Source organism: Cryomorphaceae bacterium (assembly GCA_017798125.1).
Taxonomy (GTDB): domain Bacteria; phylum Bacteroidota; class Bacteroidia; order Flavobacteriales; family ECT2AJA-044; genus ECT2AJA-044.
In genome coordinates this window covers 777,134-799,520 of sequence record CP059070.1, presented here as the reverse complement: position 1 = coordinate 799,520, position 22,387 = coordinate 777,134, and the positions used below count along the sequence as shown (strand labels likewise).

Sequence of the window (22,387 nt, the reverse complement as noted above, 5' to 3'; positions counted from 1 at the left end):
GATTATTGCAAAAGTCGGCCCGAGAGACGAACGAGTTCCAGTTCGCTCAACTTCAGAGTATATCGGGCATTATTCAAATTGATCCGAGCAAGGGCCAGGTTTCTCTGGGCCTCGCGAAATTGTGTGCTGGTGATTTGTCCTCGGGAAAACTGTTCTTGGCTCCGTTCAAAGTTCAAGATGTTCGTCGCCACATTGATGCGTTCGATTTCCAAAACGGTCAAGTCGTTCTGGTAGTTTCCCCACGCATTCTTGACATCGCGCTCCACCCCAGTTGCGGTTTTATCGCGGAGCTCTTGAGAGCTTTCATAAGCCAGCTTCGCGTTCTTGACCTGTGCTGAAATCCGCTCTCCGTCGAAGAGAATCCAGCGAAGCGTAATTCCTCCAGAAAACCCTTGATTCTCTTGTTGCAGTAAGATTCCCGCTTCGTTCTGATTGTTGGTATATCCGTACTGGGCGTTCAAATCGAGCCGTGGATATCGCTGACCCTGCGCTCTTTTGATATCGAAATCCGCGCCTTGCTCTCGGTAGGCAGCAGCCAGCAAGAGTGCGTTGTTTTGCATGGCGCTGTTGAGCATACTGTCGAGCTCTATTCCACCGGCATAGGTGACATTGGTGTCGACCTCATATTCGGTATCTATTTCGAAGCCGAGCAATTGGTTGAGGATTCGACGCTCGTTTAACCAACTCTGACGAGCCTGTAGAACCGAGACGGAATCGGCGTTGTAGTCCACCTCCGCGTTCAAGACGTTCAGTTTAGTGGCCGAGCCAAAGTCATAGCCCACCTCTTGACGGCGAAGTCGGTCGCGACTGATGTCGAGGTTGCTCTGGCTGATGTCGAGTTGTTGCTTTAAACGTGCTACGTTGTAGTAGGTCACTACAGAAACAAGGAGCGTGTTTTCAATCGTATAGCGCGCCTCGAGGTCGGCAATGGTCGCTGAGTTCTTGAGTTGCTTATAGCTGTAGACCGTACCCAGACCGTCAAAGAGCGCATAGGTGAGGCCGATGTTGGCCCCGTAGCCCGTCGATTGGGCGCCATCGATGGTGGTGGGTGGAATATCTCCAGCAAACTCGAGGTCGGTGTTGTTGACGCTGTAGGTTCCGGATCCGTTGATCGCTATGGTGGGTGTCAATCCGGCGTTACCTGGAACGGCGGCGTTCTCGGCTGATTCCGCTGTATTACGAGCCACAACAACGTCGTAGTTTCGCTCCAAGCAAATCTGAATGACCTGGCTCAAGTCCAATTGGTTTTGAGCCCACAAGGGACCGGTAACCAGCAAAAACAGAAGAACGAGTTTATGCTTCATCAGTCGATCTATTTTCGTTCTGCAATTGCTCCCAATACTGCTCCTTCACGGCTGATTCCATGCTTTCTGGGGTGGGAAGCGGGCGACCGGGTCCCCAGTTCCACGCCCAATGGAAACGCCTTTTGAGTTCGTTCTTGAGGACCAACATCACCGGCAACATAATGAGTGTAATCACCGTAGCAATGGCGATTCCATAGGAAACGGCCACCGCCATCGGAATCAAGAATTGCGCTTGGAAGCTCTTCTCCAGCATCAAAGGAGCTAGACCCGCGATGGTCGTCAAGGAGGTCAAGAAGATGGCTCGGAATCGAACCATGCCCGCCTCGTAAACCGCCTCCTCAAAAGAGAGTCCTTCTTTCAAGAAGTTGTTCATCTTGCTGACCAGGACTAGGGAGTCGTTGACTATGATTCCAATCAAGGCTATAATTCCCAAGTAGCTAAAGATGGACAAAGGCATTCCGTGGAGGAAGTGTCCCCAACTCACACCAATAAAACTGAAGGGAATCAATAGGAAAATGACCAGTGTTTGTCCGAGGCTTCGGAAGGTGAAGGTCACAATAGCCAAGATGAGGATGAGGATGACCGGCATTACTTTTCCGGCTGATTTTTGTGTTTTTTGAGCTTCTCTATTCTGTCCCTCAAAACTGGCGCTGACCGATGGGTAGCGCTGTAAAATGGGTGGAAGAATCGCTTCTTGAATATTTGTGTTGATGTCCGTGGCAGAAACGTCGGCACCAGCTAAATCCGCTTCCACGCGAATTTCCCGTTGGGCGTTGAGGTGGTTGATTTCGATGGTTCCCCGCGCAATGTTGTAGTCGGCGATTTCGCTCAAGGGATAGGATGCCCCTGAAGAAGTGCGGATGCGCATGTCTTCCAATCGGGAAAGAGAGCTTCTATAGTTCTCGTCATAGCGCACCCAAACCTTAACCTCATCGAGTCCTCTTTGAAGGCGTTGAACTTCTTCTCCGTAGAACCCTTGGCGCACCTGTCGGGTGACTTCACGAAGATTTAGCCCCAGCAGATGTGCTTTGTCTTTGAGGCGCAGGTTAACTTCTTTAAAACCTTGCTGATCGGTGTCGATGACATCTCGGACGTCAGAAAGGTCGTTAAGCTGGGCCTTCAGTTCGTCTTTGGCGGCAACCAGCTCGTCCAAATCGTTCCCAAGCAAGGATACCGAAACGGGTTTTCCGAAAGGAGATGCTGTTCCAAAGCTCAGGTTCTCCGCAGTGTAAATGGGCCCTACCGCTTCCCTAAAGACGTTGGTCAATTCAAAGCTGGACATCTCGCGCAGTTCGGAACTGATGAGGATGATGTTGAGGGAGCCTTGATCGATGGTCGGGCCCAGCTTCTTCACGATGGTCTTTACTGGGTTAAGGGAATCATCGCGCCGTAGGCGCATCTCCTCACTCACCTGCCACACCTTCGATTCGATGTAATCCAGCTTTTCCATGGTGATGCGCTCGGAGGTTCCCGAAGGCATTTTCAGCTGCACTTCCACGTTTTCGCGCTCGATGTTAGGGAAATAGGTGGCGCGGATGAAGCCGCCCGAGAAGGCGCCCATCGTAATCATCAACAATCCCACCATGATGGCGAGGGTCAGCCATTTGTTCCGCAAGGCAAAACGCAGTGAGGGTTGGTAAAGGCGTTCGCGCAGGAATCCGATGACCCCGTCGCCAAAGCGTTCGAGGGCGGATTTGCCCTTTTTGGACACCTTCAAGGCGCTGCTGTGTGCAATGTGCGAGGGCAATATGATGATGACCTCAATGAGGGAAATGACCAGGGTGCCCACCACCACAATGGACATTTCGGAGAAGAAATCACCGGACCGCCCGTCCAGGAAAAAGAAGGAGCTAAAGGCGATGATGGTCGTTAACAAGGCGCTGGTCACCGCAGGTAACACTTCCATGATCCCGTCAATGGCGGCTTGTATGGGGTTCTTTCCCTTCTCGTATTGGTAGTAGATGTTTTCGCCAACAACGATCCCGTCGTCCACCAGGATTCCGATCACGACGATCATTCCGAAAAGGGAAATGACGTTGATGGTGACGTCGAAGTAGTTGGCCAGAATGAACATCCCAAAGAAGCTCACCGGCAGGGAAGCCGCTACCCAGAGCGCTAGGCTGGGATGAAGGAATAGACTCAACAAAACGAGTACAAGGGCAATTCCGATCAGGCCGTTTTCCACCAGAAGGTCTCGACGTTCGTTCAGGGTCACGGCCTGGTCTCGAATAACCGTGGCTTCAATCACGTCATTGTCCACGTTGAAGTCAGCCAGGTACGCGTTGACCAAGTCCGCGGTCTGGAGAATGTCCTCCGAATTGGTGTTGGAAACGGTGATTTCTACCCCTGGGTTTCCGTTGATTAGGGTGCGGTTGGGGTTGTCTGCCCATCGGTCTCGGACCGATGCCACGTCTCTGAGTCTAACAATGGCTCCGTCCTCGGTGGTTTTCACCACCATCATGTTCATCTCATCGGCCGTGTAGACTTTCTCGTTGACCCGAATGAGCAGCTCTTCTTCATTTCCTTTGATGGTTCCACCCGTTGAGCGCAAATTACTCCCGCGCACAGCCCCGGCAATCTGATCAAAAGTGAGCCGATAAGCCCGCATGGAGTTTTCGTCCACCGCTATTTCAATTTCCTCTTCCGGATACCCCGAGATGGCGATCTGCGAAACCCCTTCCATACCGCGCATATCCTCTTCCACCTTTCGAGCAAAGCGCTTCAACGTCTGGAGATCTACGTTTTCGCCGCTCAGCCCAAAGCTGATGGTGAAGTTGTTGAACTGCTGCACATAAGCCACAACCGGCTCCATGCCGTCCGGGTAGGATGGAATCTGATCCACCGCATTGCGCACGTCGTCCACCACCAAGTTGGCATCGTATTCTTTGAGGACCTCAACGGTAATGCTCGCGGCGTTTTCTCGCGAAACGGAAGTCACCCGTTCAACACCTTCCAAACCTTTCAGGTTGTCTTCGATCTTGATGACCACCCCTTCCTCTATTTCCTCTGGGCTGGCCCCAGGGTAAACTACCTGAATGGCAATCGTGCGGCTTTCGGTCACGGGAAAGAAGGTCGAGTTCAACCCGGTATAGGCGAAATAGCCGAAAATGAAGAAGATCGCCATGATGATGTTCACGGCGACAGGATACTTGATGAAATAGGCTACGAGTGCGCGCATCTTAGGGCTGCGTTACTTGTATCGGCATTCCTGGATAGGCACCCGGAACGGGTTGTGCAGGAATCAATGCTCCCTCGCTCAATCCGCGAATGATGGCCGTTTCTTCCGTGAACCGAACCACATCAACTTGTCGGAAAACCAAGGTTGAGTCCGCCAATACGTAGAGTTCTCCTCGGTCGTTCACCATTTTTCGGTTAATGGCAAAGGCGTTTTCGATTTCCTCCACTTGAATATCGGCATTGAGGAACATTCCTTCGCGTAGGTCTGAACCGCGAACCTCAATGAAGAGGTTCACGCTTTGGGTCATCGGGTCAATGCGGTTATTGATTCGGCGAATGGTCCCTGTCCAGTTTCCCGTCACGTCATTCGATCGCAAATTCACTTGGTCGCCGTTTTGGACAAATTGAAGGTCTGATGCTTTCAGGGACACTTCCAACTCAAAAACCTCATCGCTGATGAACTCCCCGAGTTTTTGGCCTCCCCGTACCAAGGTGCCCGGTTCAATATTGGCTTGAGTTACTACTCCGTGAAACGGTGCTTTTAAGGTGTATTTATCAAGACGTGCTTCTGCACTCTTGATGTTGTAGTAGCCGGTGTAAATTCCCCGTGCCGTGATGAAGAGTTTTTCCTTTTCGCTGGTCACTTCCGGTAGTTCCTCGATGGGCGCGTCGACCGAAAATGAAGAGAGGTACTTGGTCCATTTGTCAAACTGGTCCGGATAATCTATCCGAATATCAGACATCACTCCACTCAAGGTGTTCAAGAAGCTGCTCTTCTGAGCCACCAGATTCGCTTGCGCCTCCGTCTCATCGATCTGAATCAAAACCGATCCGCGCTCAAACGTATTGCCTTCTCGAAAACGGTCCGATGCTCTAAGCAAACGACCGCTCACCTCTGCGTACAGCTCAATCCGATTCCGCGCTTTTAGCGTTCCAGTCACCGGAATCATAACGCCAACCGGTCCTAGATGAACCGTGTCCGGAACCACGCCGACAATGCGTTGCTTTGAATTCCGCGGTGGTGTTTTTTTCTGTGCAGCCAAGAAGTTTCGGGCGGCAAACGCACCCACCAAAACCAATACGGCCGCTATAATGCTCAACCGACCTCTGTTCATATCGATAAGGTTCCTTCGAGTTGCATCAGCTTGATTTTCAAAACTGCTGCAACGGTTAAACTGTCCTTGAGTTCTCCGGATTTCACGCGCTGGTACACCTCTTCAAAAGGAACTTTGACCATCGCGAGCTCTTCGTTTTCATCGGGCTCCGGTTCGTGTTCGGTAAGTTGCGTGGCCACGTACAACAGCGCTCGTTCATCCGTAGCACTATTGCTCAAGTCCATTTCCTGAATCAGGGCCCACTCCGCAGCCTCTAGTCCTGCTTCTTCCCGAAGTTCTCTTTTAGCGCTCTCGAGCGGATCAACACCCAAAGGCCCACCACCTTCAACTATTTCCCAGGTATAGCGTTCCAAAGGCAATCGGTATTGACCAATAAGCCAGGTATTTCCTTCGTTATCGATGGGAACCACCCCTATGGCGAGGTTTTTGAAATGAACAATGCCATATTCCCCCGGTGAACCGCCAGGTGTGATGACATCACTCTTGGTGACCGTGATCCACGGATTGTCATATTTGACCTCCGTGTGTAATGTTTTCCAGGGGTTATTCGTCGTCACTATGAACTCAGAGTTGCGCGCTTGCTAAGTTAGTCTAATAATTCCGCTCGCTTGTGATTGTTCGCAGCTCACTCTATACCTTTGCTCTACCTTTGTCAAACCTCACATAATGAAACACTTCCTCCTGCTGTCCGCGGTTTTTTTCACCCTCGTGACCTCGGCGCAAACGGCAACCTTGAGCGGATACATCCGCGATGCCGCAAACGGTGAAGAGATGATTGGCGCCAACATCTACTTCCCTTCCCTCCAAAAAGGAGTGACCACAAACGCGTATGGGTTCTACAGCATCTCTGTTCCTCCTGGTAGGTACGAAGTGCAGTTCTTGTTCATCGGATACCAAACGGTGATTGAAGAAGTGGACCTACGGTCCGATGTACGCCGCGACCTCGAGCTCAGCTTTGATTCCGAAGAGCTTGAAGAAGTCGTCTTGACTGAAGAGCGATCTGTGGAGAATGTCACCTCTGTGGAAATGTCCGTCACCGACCTCAGCATGAAAGAAGTGAAGAAGGTGCCTGCCCTCTTAGGTGAAGCGGACATCATTCGTACCCTTCAACTCATGCCCGGTGTGAGCACTGTGGGTGAAGGGGCAACCGGTTTTAATGTCCGTGGGGGAAACATCGACCAAAACCTCATCTTACTGGACGAAGCCCCTGTGTACAACTCCAGTCACCTTTTCGGCTTCTTTTCCGTCTTCAATTCCGACGCTGTTAAAGACGCTAAACTGTACAAAGGGGGTATCCCTGCAGAGTACGGAGGTCGACTCAGTTCTGTTTTGGACGTACGCCAGAAAGAAGGAAATTCCAAGCGCTTCGCAGGAACTGGTGGCTTAGGAATTTTAAGTTCTCGACTCACCTTGGAAGGTCCTATTCAAAAGGATGTGTCGAGCTTTATGGTGGCCGGCCGTCGCTCCTACGCAGATCTTTTTCTCGCCTTGTCCCCCGACCCAGATATTCGCGACAATACCGCCTACTTCTACGATCTAAACGCCAAACTCAACTACCGAATTGGTGAAAAGGACCGCATTTTCGCCTCGGCATATTTCGGTCGCGATGTTTTCGGTTTCGGAGACTTGTTCCGCTTCGCTTGGGGTAATCAGACCTTCACGCTCCGTTGGAACCACCTCTTTAGTGAAAAGCTCTTTGCTAATTTCACGGGACTCGTTTCGGATTACCGCTACAACTTGGGTATTCCTGAAGGTGCGCAGGCTTTTGATTGGGACTCGCGTATCGTTAATTACAATTTAAAGGCGGACTTGAAGTACTACATCAATGCCGACAACACGCTCTCTTTTGGAGCCAGCTATTTGACCTACCGATTTGAACCCGGTTTGGTGAAACCAGCCAGTGACGAAAATATCTTCAACGAGTTCACCATCCCTAACCAGTACGCCATTGAACCGGCAGCGTATATTTCCCACGAGATCAAAGTAGGAAGTCGTTGGAAATTCCAGTACGGTGCGCGCTACAGCATGTTCTTGAGACAAGGAGCAGAAGATATTCGCATCTACGAAGATGGTCAACCCAAAGAAGTTGAAACCATCATCGATACGGTCTCTTACGGCGATGGAGAAAACATCGTCACCTTCGATGGATTTGAGCCCCGCTTTGCAGTCAATTATCTGGTCAATGATGAGGTTTCGGTAAAAGCTTCTTACAACCGAACACGCCAGTACATTCATCTAGTCTCCAATACCACTGCGGCAACGCCTGTCGACATCTGGACTCCATCTGGACCCTATGTTGATCCAGCCACCGCAGATCAGTTTGCCCTAGGCTATTTCCAGAACTTCAACAACAACACCTACGAAGCTTCCGTGGAAGTGTACTACAAGTCTATGCGCAACCTCCTCGATTACAAGAATGGAGCGCAGTTGGTCTTGAACCCGGTGCTGGAAACAGAATTACTCTCTGGAGACGGCCGAGCATATGGGCTAGAGTTCTTCGTTCGCAAACGCACCGGTCGCTTAACCGGTTGGATTTCCTACACGCTTTCGCGATCGGAACTCCAGGTCGCCGGACCTACGCCAGAAGAAACCATCAATAATGGAGATTGGTATTCCAGCAATTGGGACAAAACCCACGATATTTCCGTAGTAACTACCTATGCCATCAACAAACGATGGGATGTTTCAGCCACTTTTGCGTTTCAAACAGGACGACCCATCACCTATCCAGATGGTCGATTCGTTCAAGACGGAATCGTCATTCCCGTTTACAACAACCGAAATGGAGCGCGCATCCCGGCTTATCACCGACTGGATCTGAGCGCGAATTACACGCCTAACCCCGAAAAGAAAAAAGGATGGAAAGGCTCTTGGGCTTTTGGGGTATACAACGCCTACGGACGCCGAAATGCCTACAGCATATTCTTCCGACAGCAAGAAGACAATCCCACCCAGACCGAAGCAGTGCGCCTCAGCATCTTCGGAAGCATCGTTCCTTTTGTCACCTATAATTTCTCCTTCTAATGAAAAAGCTACTGATTCTTATTCTACCGGTTTTGGCTTTTTGGAGTTGTCAAGACGTTGTTGAACTCGATCTTCCAGAAGGAGATGTACTTCTTGTGATCGACGGTCAAATTACCGATCAACCTGGTGAGACTTTTGTCTATCTCAGTGAGACTGTCCCCTACTTTGACGAAGAAGGTAACCCTCCAGTCCCTGGTGCAACCATTACTTTGTTTGAGGATGACGCCTTGGTCTCAACATTTATTGAGCCCGAGCCTGGTTTCTATTTGTCCAGCTATGTTGGAACCACTGAAAAAAGCTACCGAATCGAGGTAGAACTTCCCGATGGACGCCGCTACAGCAGTGAATCTGAATTGCTTCCTCGCGTTCCCCCCATTGACTCGGTATACTACCGTTTCGAAACGGACCTGCAGTTCTTGGATGACGGATACTACGTGTATTTCGCCACGCAAGAACTCCCCGGTCAACCTGAGTTTTACCGATGGAAATTCTACTTCAACGACGTCTATCAGAATACCCCTTTTGATATTCAGTTGGCCAATGATGACTTCGTAGATGGAAACTACATCTCTGAATTCGCTGTGAGTTTTGACCCCTTCTTGGTCGGCGATACCGTGGTTGTAGAACAGTACAGTACTTCACGTGCTTACTTTGATTATTGGAACCTCATTGCCACTCAAACAGCTCAAGTTGGAGGTCCTTTTGATCCACCTCCCGCACCTGTTATTGGAAATATGATGAGTTTGAGCAGTACTGATGAAGTGGTCTTGGGATATTTCTCAGCACACGGATTGGCTACTGGACAGACTATTGTTCAGGAATAGCACTTCGATAGACCTTGTTGATGGTCCGGGGTGTTGGAATGCGTATTCCAAAGTGAAAACTGACGTTGAAATAGCTCCAGGCCATCACCACATCAGGGAGGTTGTAAAGATCTGCATAGCCTGCAAAGAGCACGGCCAGCCAGAAATAATCATGTGAATATCCTGCAGATATCCGATAGTCTAGAGCCGGATTCACCACGAATCGATCGTCGAAATTCATGCCCGTTTCTCTATAGCGCTGAAACTGAAAAGTGGCTTCAACCTGAGCTGCTCCGTGGATGAACCAATACTCCGCGGGTACAAAGGTGTAGGCATATCCCATACCTGTTGTAAGCTCATTGAATCGTACTTCTTGGAGGTTTTGAAGATTAAGATAAAAGGGGCGCGTGGGATAAGGAATGATTGAACTATCTCCAGCGACACGGAAGTGTCGAACTTGAAAAGAGGTAACCAACGTTCCCGCTGATTTCAGCTGACGCTCAGAAAAAGAAATGGCCGATCGGGCCGAGAATTTTTTCCAATTCCAAAAATGAAGGTAGGACGTCATAACGTTCCATACCCGAAGATCTTCGCGAACATAAAACTGATCTTCATCGAGGACATTATCCAAGTAATTAGTGGAGTTCTTATCCGCAAACCCTTGAGTAGCGATAAACTGACCCCCAACGATTCCTTTTTTCTGGTAAAAACCCAGATTCGCTTCAATACGTCGCGATGTTCCATAGAGCTCTTGACTCTTGAAATCATCGGGAATACTCACGCTTAGGTTAGCGCCAATTCGGTCCAAATTCAAACTGATTCCTACAATTCGACTCGCGTTGGGTTGGTAGTTAGAACGAAGGCTATCGACCCCCACGTTATTGTATTCAGGAGCAATCAACAAAGCGTAGTTCCGAATAGCTATAAAGCTACCCGCACTCAGTTTTTTAGGATACTTCTTGTAGTAAGTCGTGTCGCGCTCATTTTCCTGACCGAGAACAGACAGAGAAAAGAATACCGCCAAAGATATAAGGAGCCAACGCATGCAGCAAAGATAGGCCTATTGCTCTGGACCTAAGAGATCATCGACTGGGATGCCGTCGTACTTCACTTCTACCCCATCTTCGTAGGTGATGTACAATTGAATTTCACCCAGTTCATTGTAGTAAATCCAATCGCCATTCTTAGCGCCTACAATGTACTTTCCTTCCATTCGAACCTTACCGTTAGGCCAATAGTACTTGTGTTTGCCATCAGGTTCTCCGTCAATGTAACCTCCTTGAAATTGTAGGTCTTCCGTATCCGCCCAATAATACTTCCATACGCCTTGACGCTCCCCTTCGACGTAGCTACCCAACTCGGTATGATCGCCCACTTTGTAGTTCCATGGACCTTCTTTGAAACCATCGAGGTACTCGCCTTCGGCAACCACTTCGCCAAACTCATTGTATTCAACCGAAGGGCCTTCCATTAAACCTCTGAAATACTCTTCTTCTCGACGCACGGTTCCATCATCGAAATACCAGCGCCAAAAACCAACAGGTAAATCGTTTTGATATCGACCTGTTTGTTCCATTTTACCATTGCGGTGGTAGTACTTCCATTCTTTGATCTTCTTTCCGTCTTTATATTCCCCCTCAGCCTTTTTCTCGCCTGTTGAGTAGTAGAACACCCAAGGACCCTGTTCACGTCCCTGATCGTCTAAAATACCCTCGGCCAATAAGGTTCCTAAACTGTACTTCGCTCCTGAAATTACATTTCCATCTTCGTCGTACGAACGGTGCACTCCATCTTTCACACCATTGCGATAACCACCGAGGGTTTTAATGGATCCATCTGCATATACTGTTCTACGTACGCGCATTTTTGCCGTTTCTGGGGCATCGGGTTGTAGCACGCCATCAATGTACTTCTCCGTACGGCGGAGATTTCCCTTCTCGTCGTAGTACTTGAAGTAGCCATGACGCAGCCCCTTGGAATAACTACCTTCTTGGCGAATCACATCATCGGGCCAAAACCACATCCAGAATCCAACGGTATCGCCTGCTTCACTAAAACGATTGATCTTTTGCTGCTTGACAAGGACTCCTTTCTTGTACGTATACAGCGTAATCAGTCTTCCATCCTCACCGTATTCAAAACCGTTGCCTTGTTCGAGGTTGTCCACAAAAGGAACCATGCGCTGAACGCCAGCTTCGGGATAAAACCACTTCGTGGGACCCTGGCGCTCATCCTGAACATAGGTCTCGGTTTTCTGCTTTATTCCCTCCTTGAATGTTGTACGCAATCCGTCTTTGATCCCTTGATCGTAGGTCACCTTGAGCATAGTGTCTTGCTCGTTTCCGTAAAAGATCCATTCGCCATCGAGCTTGAAGTTCACTCGATTTCCTTCGGACTTGAGATTGCCATTGGGATGATACGTCTTCCAATAGCCGTTGGGTTGCCCATCGACCATATAGCCCTCACTCGAAACAGTAGTGCCATCCCGGAAGTACAGAACGGTATATTCTCCGGTCGTATCGGTTTGAGCAAAAGCTGTACTCGATAGAGCCAAAAGAAGAATCCAAATACTCCAAGTTCTCATTAACACCTCTTATTTATCTTCTTATTCTTTTAAAGAATTTAATATGATAGTAATAGTCGGTTAACAGCAGGGATAACTTAAAAGGACTTTTCTTGTGTACTTCCCTTGTTAAATGTTGTTCACCGCCAAAACGGCCATCTGTTCATTAAAGTTCGTTACAGCTGAGCGACTTAGCTAATTTATACACATCTGTGAATAAACGTGGAACCCGCTCAAATTGTATTTCTCTCTTGGGTAAAGGTCGACTTTGAATGTGAATTAATGCCCAAAAAGAAGGGAGAAAGAAGTAAAAAGTCGACTTGGAAAAGGCGAAAGAAAGGTTCAGTAGGTAAAAAAAGCATTGGTTTCATTCTTTTTTGTCCAGAGCTTATCTACAGTTATTAACATCTATTCACAAGGCTTTGTGAACAGTCGGATACCTCGGTGAAAAGGCTTTATCTTTGCCTGCAAATCAAGGCTTTATGAAGATAGGTATCGCTGGTGACCACGCCGCTTACGAATTGAAACCCCAATTGACTGAATTGTTGGAATCTCTAGGGCATGAAGTAGAGAACTTCGGCACCGACGGACCTGATTCAGTAGATTATCCAGATCATGCACATCCGCTCGCTACTTCTATTGAAGAAGGTAGAAATGAGCTGGGTATTGCTATTTGTGGAAGTGGAAACGGAATCAACATGACTTTGAATAAGCATGAGGGTATTCGAAGTGCGCTGTGTTGGAATGAAGAGCTTGCAGATCTAGCTCGTCAACACAACGATGCCAATGTTGTAGCTCTTCCCGCACGATTTATCACGGATGAAATGGCCAAGCGCATTGTTCAGCGATTTCTAACCGCTGAATTCGAAGGTGGTCGTCACCAACGACGAGTGGACAAAATAGCTTGTGCTTGAGGGAGTTGTTGATTTCTTAATTTCCGATCACGCCTGAAACTTATTAAATTTAATAAGTGTTGATCAGGCAATGATGCTTCAAAACTTCGGAACTACATTTTATACCATGTTTGAACGAAAGCCCGTAGAGCTTTCCGAACATGTTTGTGCTATGCGGGAAAAGTATCCTGAGGCGGAGCTATTTGTAGGCACAGACAGCCAAAACTACAGTGATGTTACCGTCTATGTAACCACGGTTGTTTTTCGTTTTCCCAACAATGGGGCTCACGTAATTTATTCCAAGAGTAAAAAGAAGCGGGTCAATGATATGTGGTCCAGACTCTGGCACGAGATGGAACGAAGCGTAGAACTGGCGCAGTTCATTGAAGCTAATTGCGGAGTCAAGGTGCAGCAGATTGATATGGATCTCAATGAAGATCCGAAATACCCATCAAACAAGGTTCTGAAAGCAGCACAAGGCTTTATTGAATCTATGGGTTTTAAAGCCATGGCAAAACCCAATATTCTCATGGCTACCTGGGCGGCGAATGCTCTTTGTCAGTAAGACTTATTTGAACAACCAAGGCTCAGGATTCTGCTTGGTTGACCCTTTCCACAATTGAAATTGAAGCACGGTTTGATCATCCGTTCCATCGGTTCGGACGGTTCCAATCATTTCTTTAGTGGCCACCGTTTGACCTTGGGTCACGTACACTTCATTCAAGTTACCGTAAACCGTTAAGTACTCACCGTGACGGAGGACCACTGCCCTACCGGCTCCCGGAATGCGAATAACCGCGCTGACGGTACCTTCGAAACAAGCTCGAGCGATGGACCCTTTTTCTGTGGCGATGTCGATTCCATCGTTTTTGATGGTGATTCCGCGCAGAACGGGATGAGGTTGCTCCCCATAGGGACTGACGATAATACCGCGTTCCACAGGCCAGGGTAGTTTTCCACGGTTCGAGGTAAAGTTGGCCGAGAGCGCTTTCGCTTCAGGGGTCATCGCGAAAGCTTCAAACTTGCCTTCAGGATCTTTGGCACGAGCAGCTTCGCGCGCCTTTCTAATCTCTTCTTCGATGATTCGCTGAATGGCACTTTCCAGTTTTTTGGCGTCCTTTTCTTTTTGGCGCAGCTCCTTCTTGAGTTGACGCTCCTTGTCGGATAGCGCATCTACAGTGAGTCGTTGCTGTTGCTTTTCCCCGTCGAGGAGTTCGCGCTCGCGAGCTTTATCGGCCCGTAGGGCCTCTTTTTCTTCTCTTTCTAATTCCAGTGCAGCGATGCGTTCTTCCAACACCTCTTCCATTTGAATTAAACGCTCGGCCTGGCGGCGTCTAAAGTCGTTGTACTGCTTGAGAAACTGAAGTCTTTTATAGGCTTGGTTGAAGTCCTGGGCGGAGAGCAGAAACATCAAGCGCGTATAAGAACTGCGGCTTCGATACGCCTGACGAATCATCTCGGCATATTGATCTCGAAGGTGATCCAATTCGTTCTCCAAAGAGTCGATTTGGGCGTTTTGCCGTTCGATTTCGGAATCAATGAGTCGGATTTCTCGATCAATGGTCTGCATCAATTCCTCGCGGATGCGAATCTTTTGATCCAGGGTATTGAGTTGATTTAGGGAAACGCGCTTGGACGCCTGCGTTTCATTGATCAGCTTGTTGGTATAGCTGATTTCTTCCTGAAGATTCTTCTTTTGACGCTGAAGTTCTTCCTTGTTTTGACCCAGCAACTGCGTGCCGACGAGCACGAAGAGAAGGATGAAAAAAGGCCTATTGAGGAAGGGGTGCATAGTTGTCGGGAATCTCGAACGGGTAAGATAGAACAATATCCGTTTCTACTTTATTGGCCCGCATTTGCACTTTTGTAGAAAGTGAAGAGTCTCGCGCCTCGGCTGTAAACCGCGTTGGCCATGCTCGATCACCCACCCATGTGTAGTCGCTGTTGAATACTTCCAGGTAGCGATCTTTGGCCGGATCAATTACCACTTGCTCAGTGATTTCGAGTTTTTCTTTGGAAACGAACATCTTCTCAATAAACCCTACAATGTTGGCGGTATCCAATCGCCCTACGGGCGGATGATTGCTGAGCACGTATCCATTTGAATCGACGGAGCTGTTCAGTTCACTGCGTTTCCAGTCAAAAAGAGGACTTCCACTGAAGATGCTCTGAAGCGTTTCAAAGGTAATCGGCGCCCCAATTTCCTGGCTCAGTGCTTCAAAATCGCTGTCGAGATAAGTCTTGTTCAGGCGGTTGAAGAACAACACGCGATCTGGAGTGATTTTGGCGCGGCCGACCTCAATACCCAAGGCAGCGGTAATGGTGACCCAAAAAACACTATCTCGCTTCATCCGGACTTTGGCCGTGAAAGAGAGCTTCGTGAATTTATCTTCATATCGGGAGGTCACACGGGCGCTGTAGGTGTCCCATGTATCGCGCTGTTCATCCAGTGCTTTGAGCACCTTGGATGGTTTCATTTCCGCGTACGTTGTTTCTGGGGTAATGAGTTTCCGAGACTGGCACGCCCCGAACACGAGCAAGCCCATGAGTCCGACAAGGAGCTGACGCTTACTCATAAAGCTGTTGTTCCCGGATTTTTTGATCGATCCATTCACTTGCTCCACCGTATTCAGCCGCCTTTTCCCACTGCTCCACCGCCTCATCGATTTGACCGAGTTGGAACAAGATATCGCCGTAGTGCTCGCGAACCTCACCGCTGTTTCCTCCACCATTGGCGATGGCTTTTTGGATCCAACTCAAGGCCTCGTCATAGCGCGCTAACTTGTATAGCACCCAAGCATAGGTATCTTGGTAGGTGCCGTTGTTGGGGGACAGTTCATTGCTTTTTTTCGAATAAGCCTCCGCCAATTCGAGCTTTTCACCCCGGACCGATAGATAGTAGGCATAGTTGTTCAGCACGACTTCATTGTTGGGGTCGTAGGCCAGTGCTTTGTCGTAGAATTCGTCGGATTCTTTATCGTTTCCGGCTTGATGATGCGCATCTCCGAGGTAGGAGTCAAACTGGGCTTGTAGGGGTCTATTTCCCAAGGCGAATTCACGGCCAGCTTCTAGAATTTCAACAGCTTCCTCGTACTGCTCGTCTTGCATGAGGGCTACGCCGTTGAGCAAATAGACAATGGGCTGAGCCGGGAACAGTTCCAATGCGGCAGTGCTCTCGGTCAGCAAAGCGTCCATGTCAGCTAAATCGGCGTCTAAGAGCAGAACCTGCTGCCAGATGGGAAACTGAGTGGCACCTGCCTCAATCGATTGACGAAAAGCAGCGCGCGCCTTTTCAGGCTTTTCTTCACGCAGGTAAAAATCACCCTTTACCGCATAACCTTTGGGGCTATTCGGGTGTGCATCGATCACGGTCTGAACGAGCATAAGGGCGTCTTCTCGTAAGCTTGTGTCTCGTCCAGAGCGCTCGTAGTAGTTCAAGATGACCTGCATCTTGGCGTCGATGTTCAAGTCGGGATCCTGAAAGGCGATCACATAGGACTTAAGGGCCAGATCAAATTGACCTTCTTGCTCGTAATAGCCGGCAAGTGCGAGGTGAACTTCGGGAGCTCCGGGAAAGGCTTCCAAGGCTCTATCAAACTGCTTTCGCGCATCTTCCGAGCGGTCATTAGCCTTGTACAATTCTGCCAGCAGAACGTAGTACTGAACGTTTCCGGGATAGGCTTCAATCAGGGCCTCGAGCTCGGCAGCAGCCTTGTCGATATTCCCCATCTTCACATAGATGAGTTCTTTCTGGAGGGAAACTTCTTCCATGACACCCCAGCGCTTTTCAATGCCGTCATAGACCTTAAGTGCACCTTTCAAGTCGTTTTGCTGAAGAAGGGTTACGGCCAAATTGAAGTGGTGTTCCGGGTTGTTGGGCTCTATGACTTGAAGTTCTCGGTACTGGGCTGCTTGGGCTTCATAGTCCCGTTGCAAGCCGTAAATATCGGCAAGCACCATGCGGTACCACCGATTGCCCGGATCAACTTCCACCGCTCCTTCACAGAAAAACTGGGATTGACCGACGTTTTGGAACTCTAAATAAAGCAGAGACAGTTCGTACATCACCGCCCCATTCCCTCCGTCAATGCGAAGCGCTTCGAGGAAGTACTCCAGGGAGCGGTCGTAGTTGCCCAAAGCCTTTTCCTTTTGGCCGGCAAAGAAGGCGCGATCGAACTGCATCCGATCCCGTTCAGCCAGAGGGTCTACCTCGTTTTGAACGCTGGCATCAGCGGGTGGTCTTTGCGCCTCCTTCATCCCGCCGCAGGCGGAAAGGAACGGAAGGAGGGCAATATATAGGACGTATTTAAGTCTGAGTCTAATCAAAGTAAAGTACTGTAATCACCAATGCTGACGGACTTCGACCCACCTTTGTAGTGGACCTTGTTCCCCAGCATGGAGTTGTCGAGTTCCGCATCTTCAATAACGGTGTTTTCCTGCACCAAGGTATTGCTGATGGTGGAATTCTCGACGCGCGTTCCATTGCCCAGACTAACGTTTGGACCGATGGTCGAATTTACGATCACCACGTCTTTCCCGATGAAGCAAGGAGGAATGATCTCCGAGTTTTCAGCGGTCGCCGAAGGATCGATCAAGCCCTGCCCCTCTTCTTTAAGATAGCCGAGAATCTTTCCGTTGGTTTCGACGGTCACATCTTTGTTTCCGCAGTCCATCCAATCGTTGACCTCTCCAGGCAGGTACTTCGCGCCTTTTTGTTTCATGTTCTCCAAGGCATTGGTCAATTGGTATTCACCCTTGTCCTTGATATCGTTGTCGATGAGGTATTGGAGCTCGTCCTTGAGCCAATTACCGTCTTTGAAATAGTAGATACCGATAATGGCGAGGTCGCTGACAAATTCCTCTGGCTTTTCCACGAAATCGGTGATGTTCCCTTCATCAGAGATTTTGACCACACCAAAAGCGCGTGGATCTTCAACTTGCTTTACCCAAATGACACCGTCGCTCTCGCGGTCAATGCGGAAGTCGGTGCGGAACAAAGTGTCGGCAAAGGCCACTACCACATTTCCTTCCAAGCTGTCCTTGGCACACAAGATGGCGTGAGCGGTTCCTAAAGCTTCATCTTGGTAATAGATGCTTCCTTTGGCTCCAACGCCTTCAGCAATTCCGATGAGCTGTTCTTCAACTGCTTTACCGAAATCACCGATGATGAAAGCCACTTCATCCACATCGTCACCGGCGACCTTGGCAATGTCTTGCACCAAGCGCTGTACGATCGGCTTTCCAGCGATCGGGATCAGAGGTTTGGGAACGGTCAAGGTGTGTGGACGCATTCGCGATCCTCGGCCGGCCATGGGAATAATGATTTTCATAGTGGGTGGTTTTTATTTTCCTGTGGAACCGAATCCTCCGGCTCCTCGTTCACTTGATTGTAAAGTTTCGCTGACCGACCATTCGATTTGCTCGTACTTCGCGATGACCAGCTGTGCGATGCGGTCACCGTGCTGGACGGTAACTGGTGACTGACCCAAATTGATCAAAATCACCCCAATTTCTCCGCGGTAGTCTGCATCGATGGTACCCGGTGCATTCAGAACGGTAACCCCTTCTTTGAGGGCCCATCCGCTTCGTGGCCGCACCTGTGCTTCGTATCCGATGGGGAGCTCCATGTACAAACCCGTGCCCACGAGCTGTCGCTGTCCGGGTTGAAGTTCTACAGGACGCTCGAGATTTGCTGAAAGGTCCATGCCCGCAGAAGCCTCCGTCTTGAATTGAGGAAGGGGGTTTCCCGAACGATTGATCACTTTAACTTTCATCTCCACTCTTTTTCGTCCATCGGCGAATATAGCGATGCTCGAAGGCCGCTAATATCGCCCCAAATATAAGGAATAGGCCTATGTTAAGCCGCAAGGTATTGTTAAGCACACGTTGCGCCAAAACAACGACTAAAATCGACAATGCGAGGTAGCCGAACATGCGTTTGAAATCGTAGGGAATGGGGTAGACACGCTGACCCCAAATCAACGAGATGATCATCATGACGGCGTAGGCCGCTAAAGTAACCCACGCTGCAGCGGTATATCCGTACAGCGGAATGGCCGCGAAGTTGAGCGTGATGGTAATGATGGCTCCCACGGTGCTGATGATGGCTCCGTTGATGGTCTTATCCGAGAGCTTGTACCAAATAGACAAGTTGATGTACACACCCAAAAACAGGTTGGCCAAGAGAAGAATAGGGACTACGTGCAGCCCTTCGTAGTACTCGGGATTGGGGATAAACACTCGAGACAAAGGATCAATAAAGAGGTTGAGTCCAACGAAGATCAAGCTGGTTGCAATGATGAACAGGTTCATCAGCTCCGCATAGGTTGCGCGGGCGTCCAAATCTTTGGCTTTGGCAAAAAAGAAGGGTTCGGCACCGTAGCGATAGGCTTGGATGAAGAGCGTCATGAAGATGCTCAATTTATAACAGGCACTGTAGATACCAATTTGACTGAAAGCCTCCTCTTTTGGGAGTACAAAGTTCATGATTTGACGGTCCGCGACTTCGTTGATTGCGCTGGCCAAGCCGGCAATCATAAGCGGCCAACTGTAGGCAATCATATTCTTCCACAAATCCATGGAGAAGCCAGCGGCCAATCCGCGTGCTTCGGGAAGCAACAAAGCGAAGGTGATGGCAGAAGCGATGAGGTTGGAAATGAAGATGTATCCAATTCCGATGGAGGGGTCATAGCCGACCTTGGCCAGTAAGAAGAGCAGGTTAAAGCCAATGTTCAAGCCAATATTGGTCAGCTTGACCACGGCAAAACGAAAGGCCTTGCCTTCAGCGCGCAAACGAGCAAAAGGGAGGGCAACTACCGCATCAAGGGCCAGAATCGCCGCGAACCACGTGATATACTCGGGGTGGTCCGGCATGTGCACGGCAGCGGCTAGAGGTTGTCGAAAAAGGAGCGCGAGTCCCAGAAACAAAGAGCTGGTAATCACCAAAGACCAAGCGCCTGTGCTGAAGACTTCCTTTGGGTCGTATTCCTTTTCCCGAAACCTAAAGAAGGTGGTTTCCATCCCATAAGTCAGGATGACAATAAGGAAGACAACCAGCGCATAGAGATAGCTGACCTTTCCGTACTCCGTAGAGTCAAAAAGGCTGACGTAAAGGGGAACGAGCAGGAAATTGAGCAGACGCCCAATGATGGTGCTCAGACCGTAGATGGCCGTTTGGCCGAGAAATTTACGAATTGGATTCATCCATTATTTTCCAGGAAAGTCCGCCTTTCGCTTTTCCATAAAGGCGGCTGTTCCTTCTTTGAAATCTTCGGTACCAAAGCAGTTTCCGAAGACTTCGACTTCCTTTTTAAAACCGTCAACACCCTCTTCAAAGTATGCGTTGACGCATTCGATCACACCTGCCACCGCTGTCGGCGATTTGGTGCCTATTTTTTCTAAGAGATCATAGCAGAATCCGTGAAGTTCTGTCTGAGGAACTACATGGTTCGCTAAACCGAGACTCAGAGCTTGATCGGCTTTGATCATGTCTGCAGTCATCAAGAGCTCCAAAGCCTTTCCTTTTCCAATCAATTGAACCAAGCGCTGAGTTCCCGCATACCCGGGAGTAAGGCCCAAGTTGACTTCTGGCTGCCCGAAGCGAGCATTTTCTGAAGCGACCCGCATATGACAGGACATAGCTAATTCACACCCTCCACCTAGAGCGAAACCATTAACGGCGGCAACCACCGGTTTTGGGCAACGCTCGATCATAAAAAACACGTCGTGACCATTGGCGGCCAAATGTTTTCCCTGCTCTACATCGTATTCGCTGAACTCTTTGATGTCTGCCCCTGCGGCGAAGGCCTTTTCGCCCATCCCAGTGATGATGACGCTTTTAATGGCTTTGTTTTCGTACACATCTTCAAAAACGGCACGCAATTCGGTGAAGACGCGCGTGTTGAGCGCATTGAGGTTATCGGGCCGATTCAAGGTAACGGTCAAAATTCCGTTTTCCAGATCGGTCAACAGGGTTTCAAAAGTCATGGGTTCTTTTTTGTGCGTTTCCAGCAAAGATAGAATTTACGCCCCGGAAGCTCGAGGCAGCGTGAGGGTAAATGTGGACCCCACTTCGACTTCGGAGGAAACCTGAATGGTGCCCTCAAAGGTCTGCACGATGTTGCGTACCATAGCCAATCCCAAGCCTGTTCCACTGCTCTTGGTGGTGAAATTTGGCTCAAAAATTTGCTCCAATTGCTCCTGCGGTATACCGCATCCGTTGTCGCGGACCTCGATAAAGGCATGGGTGGCATCGGCCCGTAGGGCCACTGAAATTTTGGCCTCGCGATCCTCGGGAATGGACTGCATGGCGTTGGTGAGCAGGTTGTTCATCACCCGAATAAAGTACTCTTTGTCGGCGGTGATGCACACTTCGTCAGCGTGCTCGGACGTAAAGGTCACGGTCTGATGCGTGAAGAGTTCCGTACAGCTTTTCAGCGTTCGGTTGAGTTCGAGCTCTTGGTGGTTTTGAACCGGCATTTGGGCGAAGGCAGAGAACGAGGAGGCAATGCTCGATAAGGTGTCAATCTGCTCCACCAAGGTGTTCGTGAAGCTTTTCATCTTGCTCTCGAATTCCGGATCATCGGGTTTCAGCCGTCGCTCCAGTTGCTGCACGGTCAGCTTCATGGGTGTGAGCGGGTTCTTGATTTCATGAGCCACTTGTCGCGCCATCTTCTTCCACGCACCCTCTCTTTCGCTTTTTGCCAGCAGATCAGCGCTTTTAGCAAGCTCACCCAGCATTCGGTTGTATTCGTTCACCAGAGCGCCTATTTCGTCGTCGTGCTCCCATTCAATGCGTTCGTTTTGACCGTCGATTCGTACTCCTTTAATGCGCGCCTGTACCGCGGTCAACGATGAAGTGATGTAGTTGGAAAGGAAGTAGGCCAAGAGTCCGGCGCCAATGAGGAGCAAAACGTAGATCTGTGCCAAAGACTCCAGGAACTCTTTGAGCTCCCGCTTGTGAAAGCTGTCGGTCTGGAAGTACGGTACGTTAATCACGGCCAAGGGCTCACCCATAGAACTGTTGAGGTACTCGTAGGTGGAAAGAAATTTCGTGGTGTCTAAGTCCTGCTGCATCACCACCCGAGTTTCGCCATTCCGCAAACGTTGAATAACCAGCGGGTCCAGGGAGTCCTGAAGGATCTCCATGTCGAAGAGCTTGGTGTTGGAGGCGATCAGTAACTGGCCCTCGAGGTCAAAGATGTTGATGTCCAACTTATTCACATCGGCCACCTCGCAGATCTTGTTGTCGAACAGGGGTGTGATGCTGTCCGTGCGCTGAGCGCTCACATCCTGCTGTAAAAAGTAGTCGATGCTGGTGTGGATCGCGTCCTCTTTGCGCTGCAAGCGCTCCAAATGGTATTGCTCATTCTCCCGTTTGAAGTGGTAGACCGTAATGGAAGCCATCAAGATGCTCGAAAGCAGAATAATGGCAATCATGGAAAGGAAAATCCGTGCGCGTAAGGTCATACGGCTAATTTGATCATTTCTCCTTGAAGTATCAAAGACT

General features: G+C 49.5%; 18 protein-coding genes. 4 read left to right on the top strand and 14 right to left on the bottom strand.

The features are described 5' to 3' along the window. Positions 1-2 precede the first annotated feature (2 nt). Genes HZ996_03480 through HZ996_03465 form a run of 4 tightly spaced genes read right to left on the bottom strand, consistent with a single transcriptional unit; the run spans position 3 to position 6,156 of the window. The gene (locus HZ996_03480) at positions 3-1,304 is read right to left on the bottom strand and encodes a TolC family protein (protein ID QTN38238.1); all 1,302 of its coding nucleotides are present in this window, start codon (positions 1,302-1,304) and stop codon (positions 3-5) included. Further along, positions 1,294-4,482 carry an efflux RND transporter permease subunit gene (locus HZ996_03475; protein ID QTN38237.1) on the bottom strand — a complete coding sequence of 1,063 codons (3,189 nt, stop codon included), beginning with the start codon at positions 4,480-4,482 and terminating at the stop codon, positions 1,294-1,296. Before HZ996_03475 ends, HZ996_03480 begins: the two co-directional genes overlap by 11 nt. 1 nt (position 4,483) lies before the next feature. Then, positions 4,484-5,596 (bottom strand): HlyD family efflux transporter periplasmic adaptor subunit, encoded by a 1,113-nt coding sequence (locus HZ996_03470; protein ID QTN38236.1) that lies wholly within the window; start codon positions 5,594-5,596, stop codon positions 4,484-4,486. Then, the gene (locus HZ996_03465) at positions 5,593-6,156 is read right to left on the bottom strand and encodes an NUDIX hydrolase (protein ID QTN39994.1); all 564 of its coding nucleotides are present in this window, start codon (positions 6,154-6,156) and stop codon (positions 5,593-5,595) included. The genes HZ996_03470 and HZ996_03465 overlap by 4 nt, the downstream gene beginning before the upstream one ends. Before the next feature lie 106 nt (positions 6,157-6,262). On the opposite strand from HZ996_03465, the gene HZ996_03460 reads away from it, so the two are divergent. Then, positions 6,263-8,620, top strand: coding sequence for a TonB-dependent receptor (locus HZ996_03460; GenBank protein QTN38235.1), 2,358 nt, complete (start codon positions 6,263-6,265; stop codon positions 8,618-8,620). Continuing rightward, positions 8,620-9,444 carry a DUF4249 domain-containing protein gene (locus tag HZ996_03455; GenBank protein QTN38234.1) on the top strand — a complete coding sequence of 275 codons (825 nt, stop codon included), beginning with the start codon at positions 8,620-8,622 and terminating at the stop codon, positions 9,442-9,444. The genes HZ996_03460 and HZ996_03455 overlap by 1 nt, the downstream gene beginning before the upstream one ends. On the opposite strand, the gene HZ996_03450 is transcribed toward HZ996_03455, so the two are convergent. Both HZ996_03450 and HZ996_03445 read right to left on the bottom strand, forming a co-directional pair. Beyond that, positions 9,428-10,468, bottom strand: a complete 1,041-nt coding sequence (locus HZ996_03450; GenBank protein QTN38233.1) for a DUF4421 family protein — start codon at positions 10,466-10,468, stop codon at positions 9,428-9,430. The two genes, HZ996_03455 and HZ996_03450, sit on opposite strands and share 17 nt — an antisense overlap. 15 nt (positions 10,469-10,483) lie before the next feature. Continuing rightward, positions 10,484-12,007 carry a hypothetical protein gene (locus HZ996_03445; protein ID QTN38232.1) on the bottom strand — a complete coding sequence of 508 codons (1,524 nt, stop codon included), beginning with the start codon at positions 12,005-12,007 and terminating at the stop codon, positions 10,484-10,486. 461 nt (positions 12,008-12,468) lie between these two features. Between HZ996_03445 and rpiB the strand changes: the two genes are divergently transcribed. Both rpiB and HZ996_03435 read left to right on the top strand, forming a co-directional pair. Beyond that, positions 12,469-12,900 (top strand): ribose 5-phosphate isomerase B, encoded by a 432-nt coding sequence (gene rpiB, locus HZ996_03440; GenBank protein QTN38231.1) that lies wholly within the window; start codon positions 12,469-12,471, stop codon positions 12,898-12,900. 106 nt (positions 12,901-13,006) lie between these two features. Then, positions 13,007-13,444 carry a hypothetical protein gene (locus HZ996_03435; GenBank protein ID QTN38230.1) on the top strand — a complete coding sequence of 146 codons (438 nt, stop codon included), beginning with the start codon at positions 13,007-13,009 and terminating at the stop codon, positions 13,442-13,444. Between the two features lie 3 nt (positions 13,445-13,447). Here HZ996_03435 and HZ996_03430 read toward each other — a convergent pair whose 3' ends face one another. The 8 genes from HZ996_03430 to HZ996_03395 are packed head-to-tail and all read right to left on the bottom strand — an operon-like array spanning position 13,448 to position 22,347. After that, entirely contained in the window at positions 13,448-14,671 is a 1,224-nt protein-coding gene (locus HZ996_03430; GenBank protein ID QTN38229.1) for a peptidoglycan DD-metalloendopeptidase family protein, read from the bottom strand. After that, the gene (locus HZ996_03425; GenBank protein QTN38228.1) at positions 14,652-15,455 is read right to left on the bottom strand and encodes a DUF4292 domain-containing protein; all 804 of its coding nucleotides are present in this window, start codon (positions 15,453-15,455) and stop codon (positions 14,652-14,654) included. The genes HZ996_03430 and HZ996_03425 overlap by 20 nt, the downstream gene beginning before the upstream one ends. Then, positions 15,448-17,205: a tetratricopeptide repeat protein gene (locus tag HZ996_03420; protein ID QTN38227.1), complete on the bottom strand. Its 1,758-nt coding sequence runs from the start codon at positions 17,203-17,205 to the stop codon at positions 15,448-15,450. The genes HZ996_03425 and HZ996_03420 overlap by 8 nt, the downstream gene beginning before the upstream one ends. Further along, positions 17,202-18,209: an NTP transferase domain-containing protein gene (locus HZ996_03415; protein ID QTN38226.1), complete on the bottom strand. Its 1,008-nt coding sequence runs from the start codon at positions 18,207-18,209 to the stop codon at positions 17,202-17,204. The genes HZ996_03420 and HZ996_03415 overlap by 4 nt, the downstream gene beginning before the upstream one ends. Before the next feature lie 12 nt (positions 18,210-18,221). Continuing rightward, positions 18,222-18,653 (bottom strand): dUTP diphosphatase, encoded by a 432-nt coding sequence (gene dut / locus HZ996_03410; GenBank protein ID QTN38225.1) that lies wholly within the window; start codon positions 18,651-18,653, stop codon positions 18,222-18,224. Further along, positions 18,643-20,082: an oligosaccharide flippase family protein gene (locus tag HZ996_03405; protein QTN38224.1), complete on the bottom strand. Its 1,440-nt coding sequence runs from the start codon at positions 20,080-20,082 to the stop codon at positions 18,643-18,645. The genes dut and HZ996_03405 overlap by 11 nt, the downstream gene beginning before the upstream one ends. A gap of 3 nt (positions 20,083-20,085) precedes the next feature. Beyond that, the gene (locus HZ996_03400; protein QTN38223.1) at positions 20,086-20,865 is read right to left on the bottom strand and encodes an enoyl-CoA hydratase/isomerase family protein; all 780 of its coding nucleotides are present in this window, start codon (positions 20,863-20,865) and stop codon (positions 20,086-20,088) included. A gap of 36 nt (positions 20,866-20,901) precedes the next feature. Then, a complete protein-coding gene (locus HZ996_03395) occupies positions 20,902-22,347 on the bottom strand; it encodes a GHKL domain-containing protein (GenBank protein QTN38222.1) in 1,446 nt (481 codons plus the stop codon). Between the last annotated feature and the right edge of the window lie 40 nt (positions 22,348-22,387).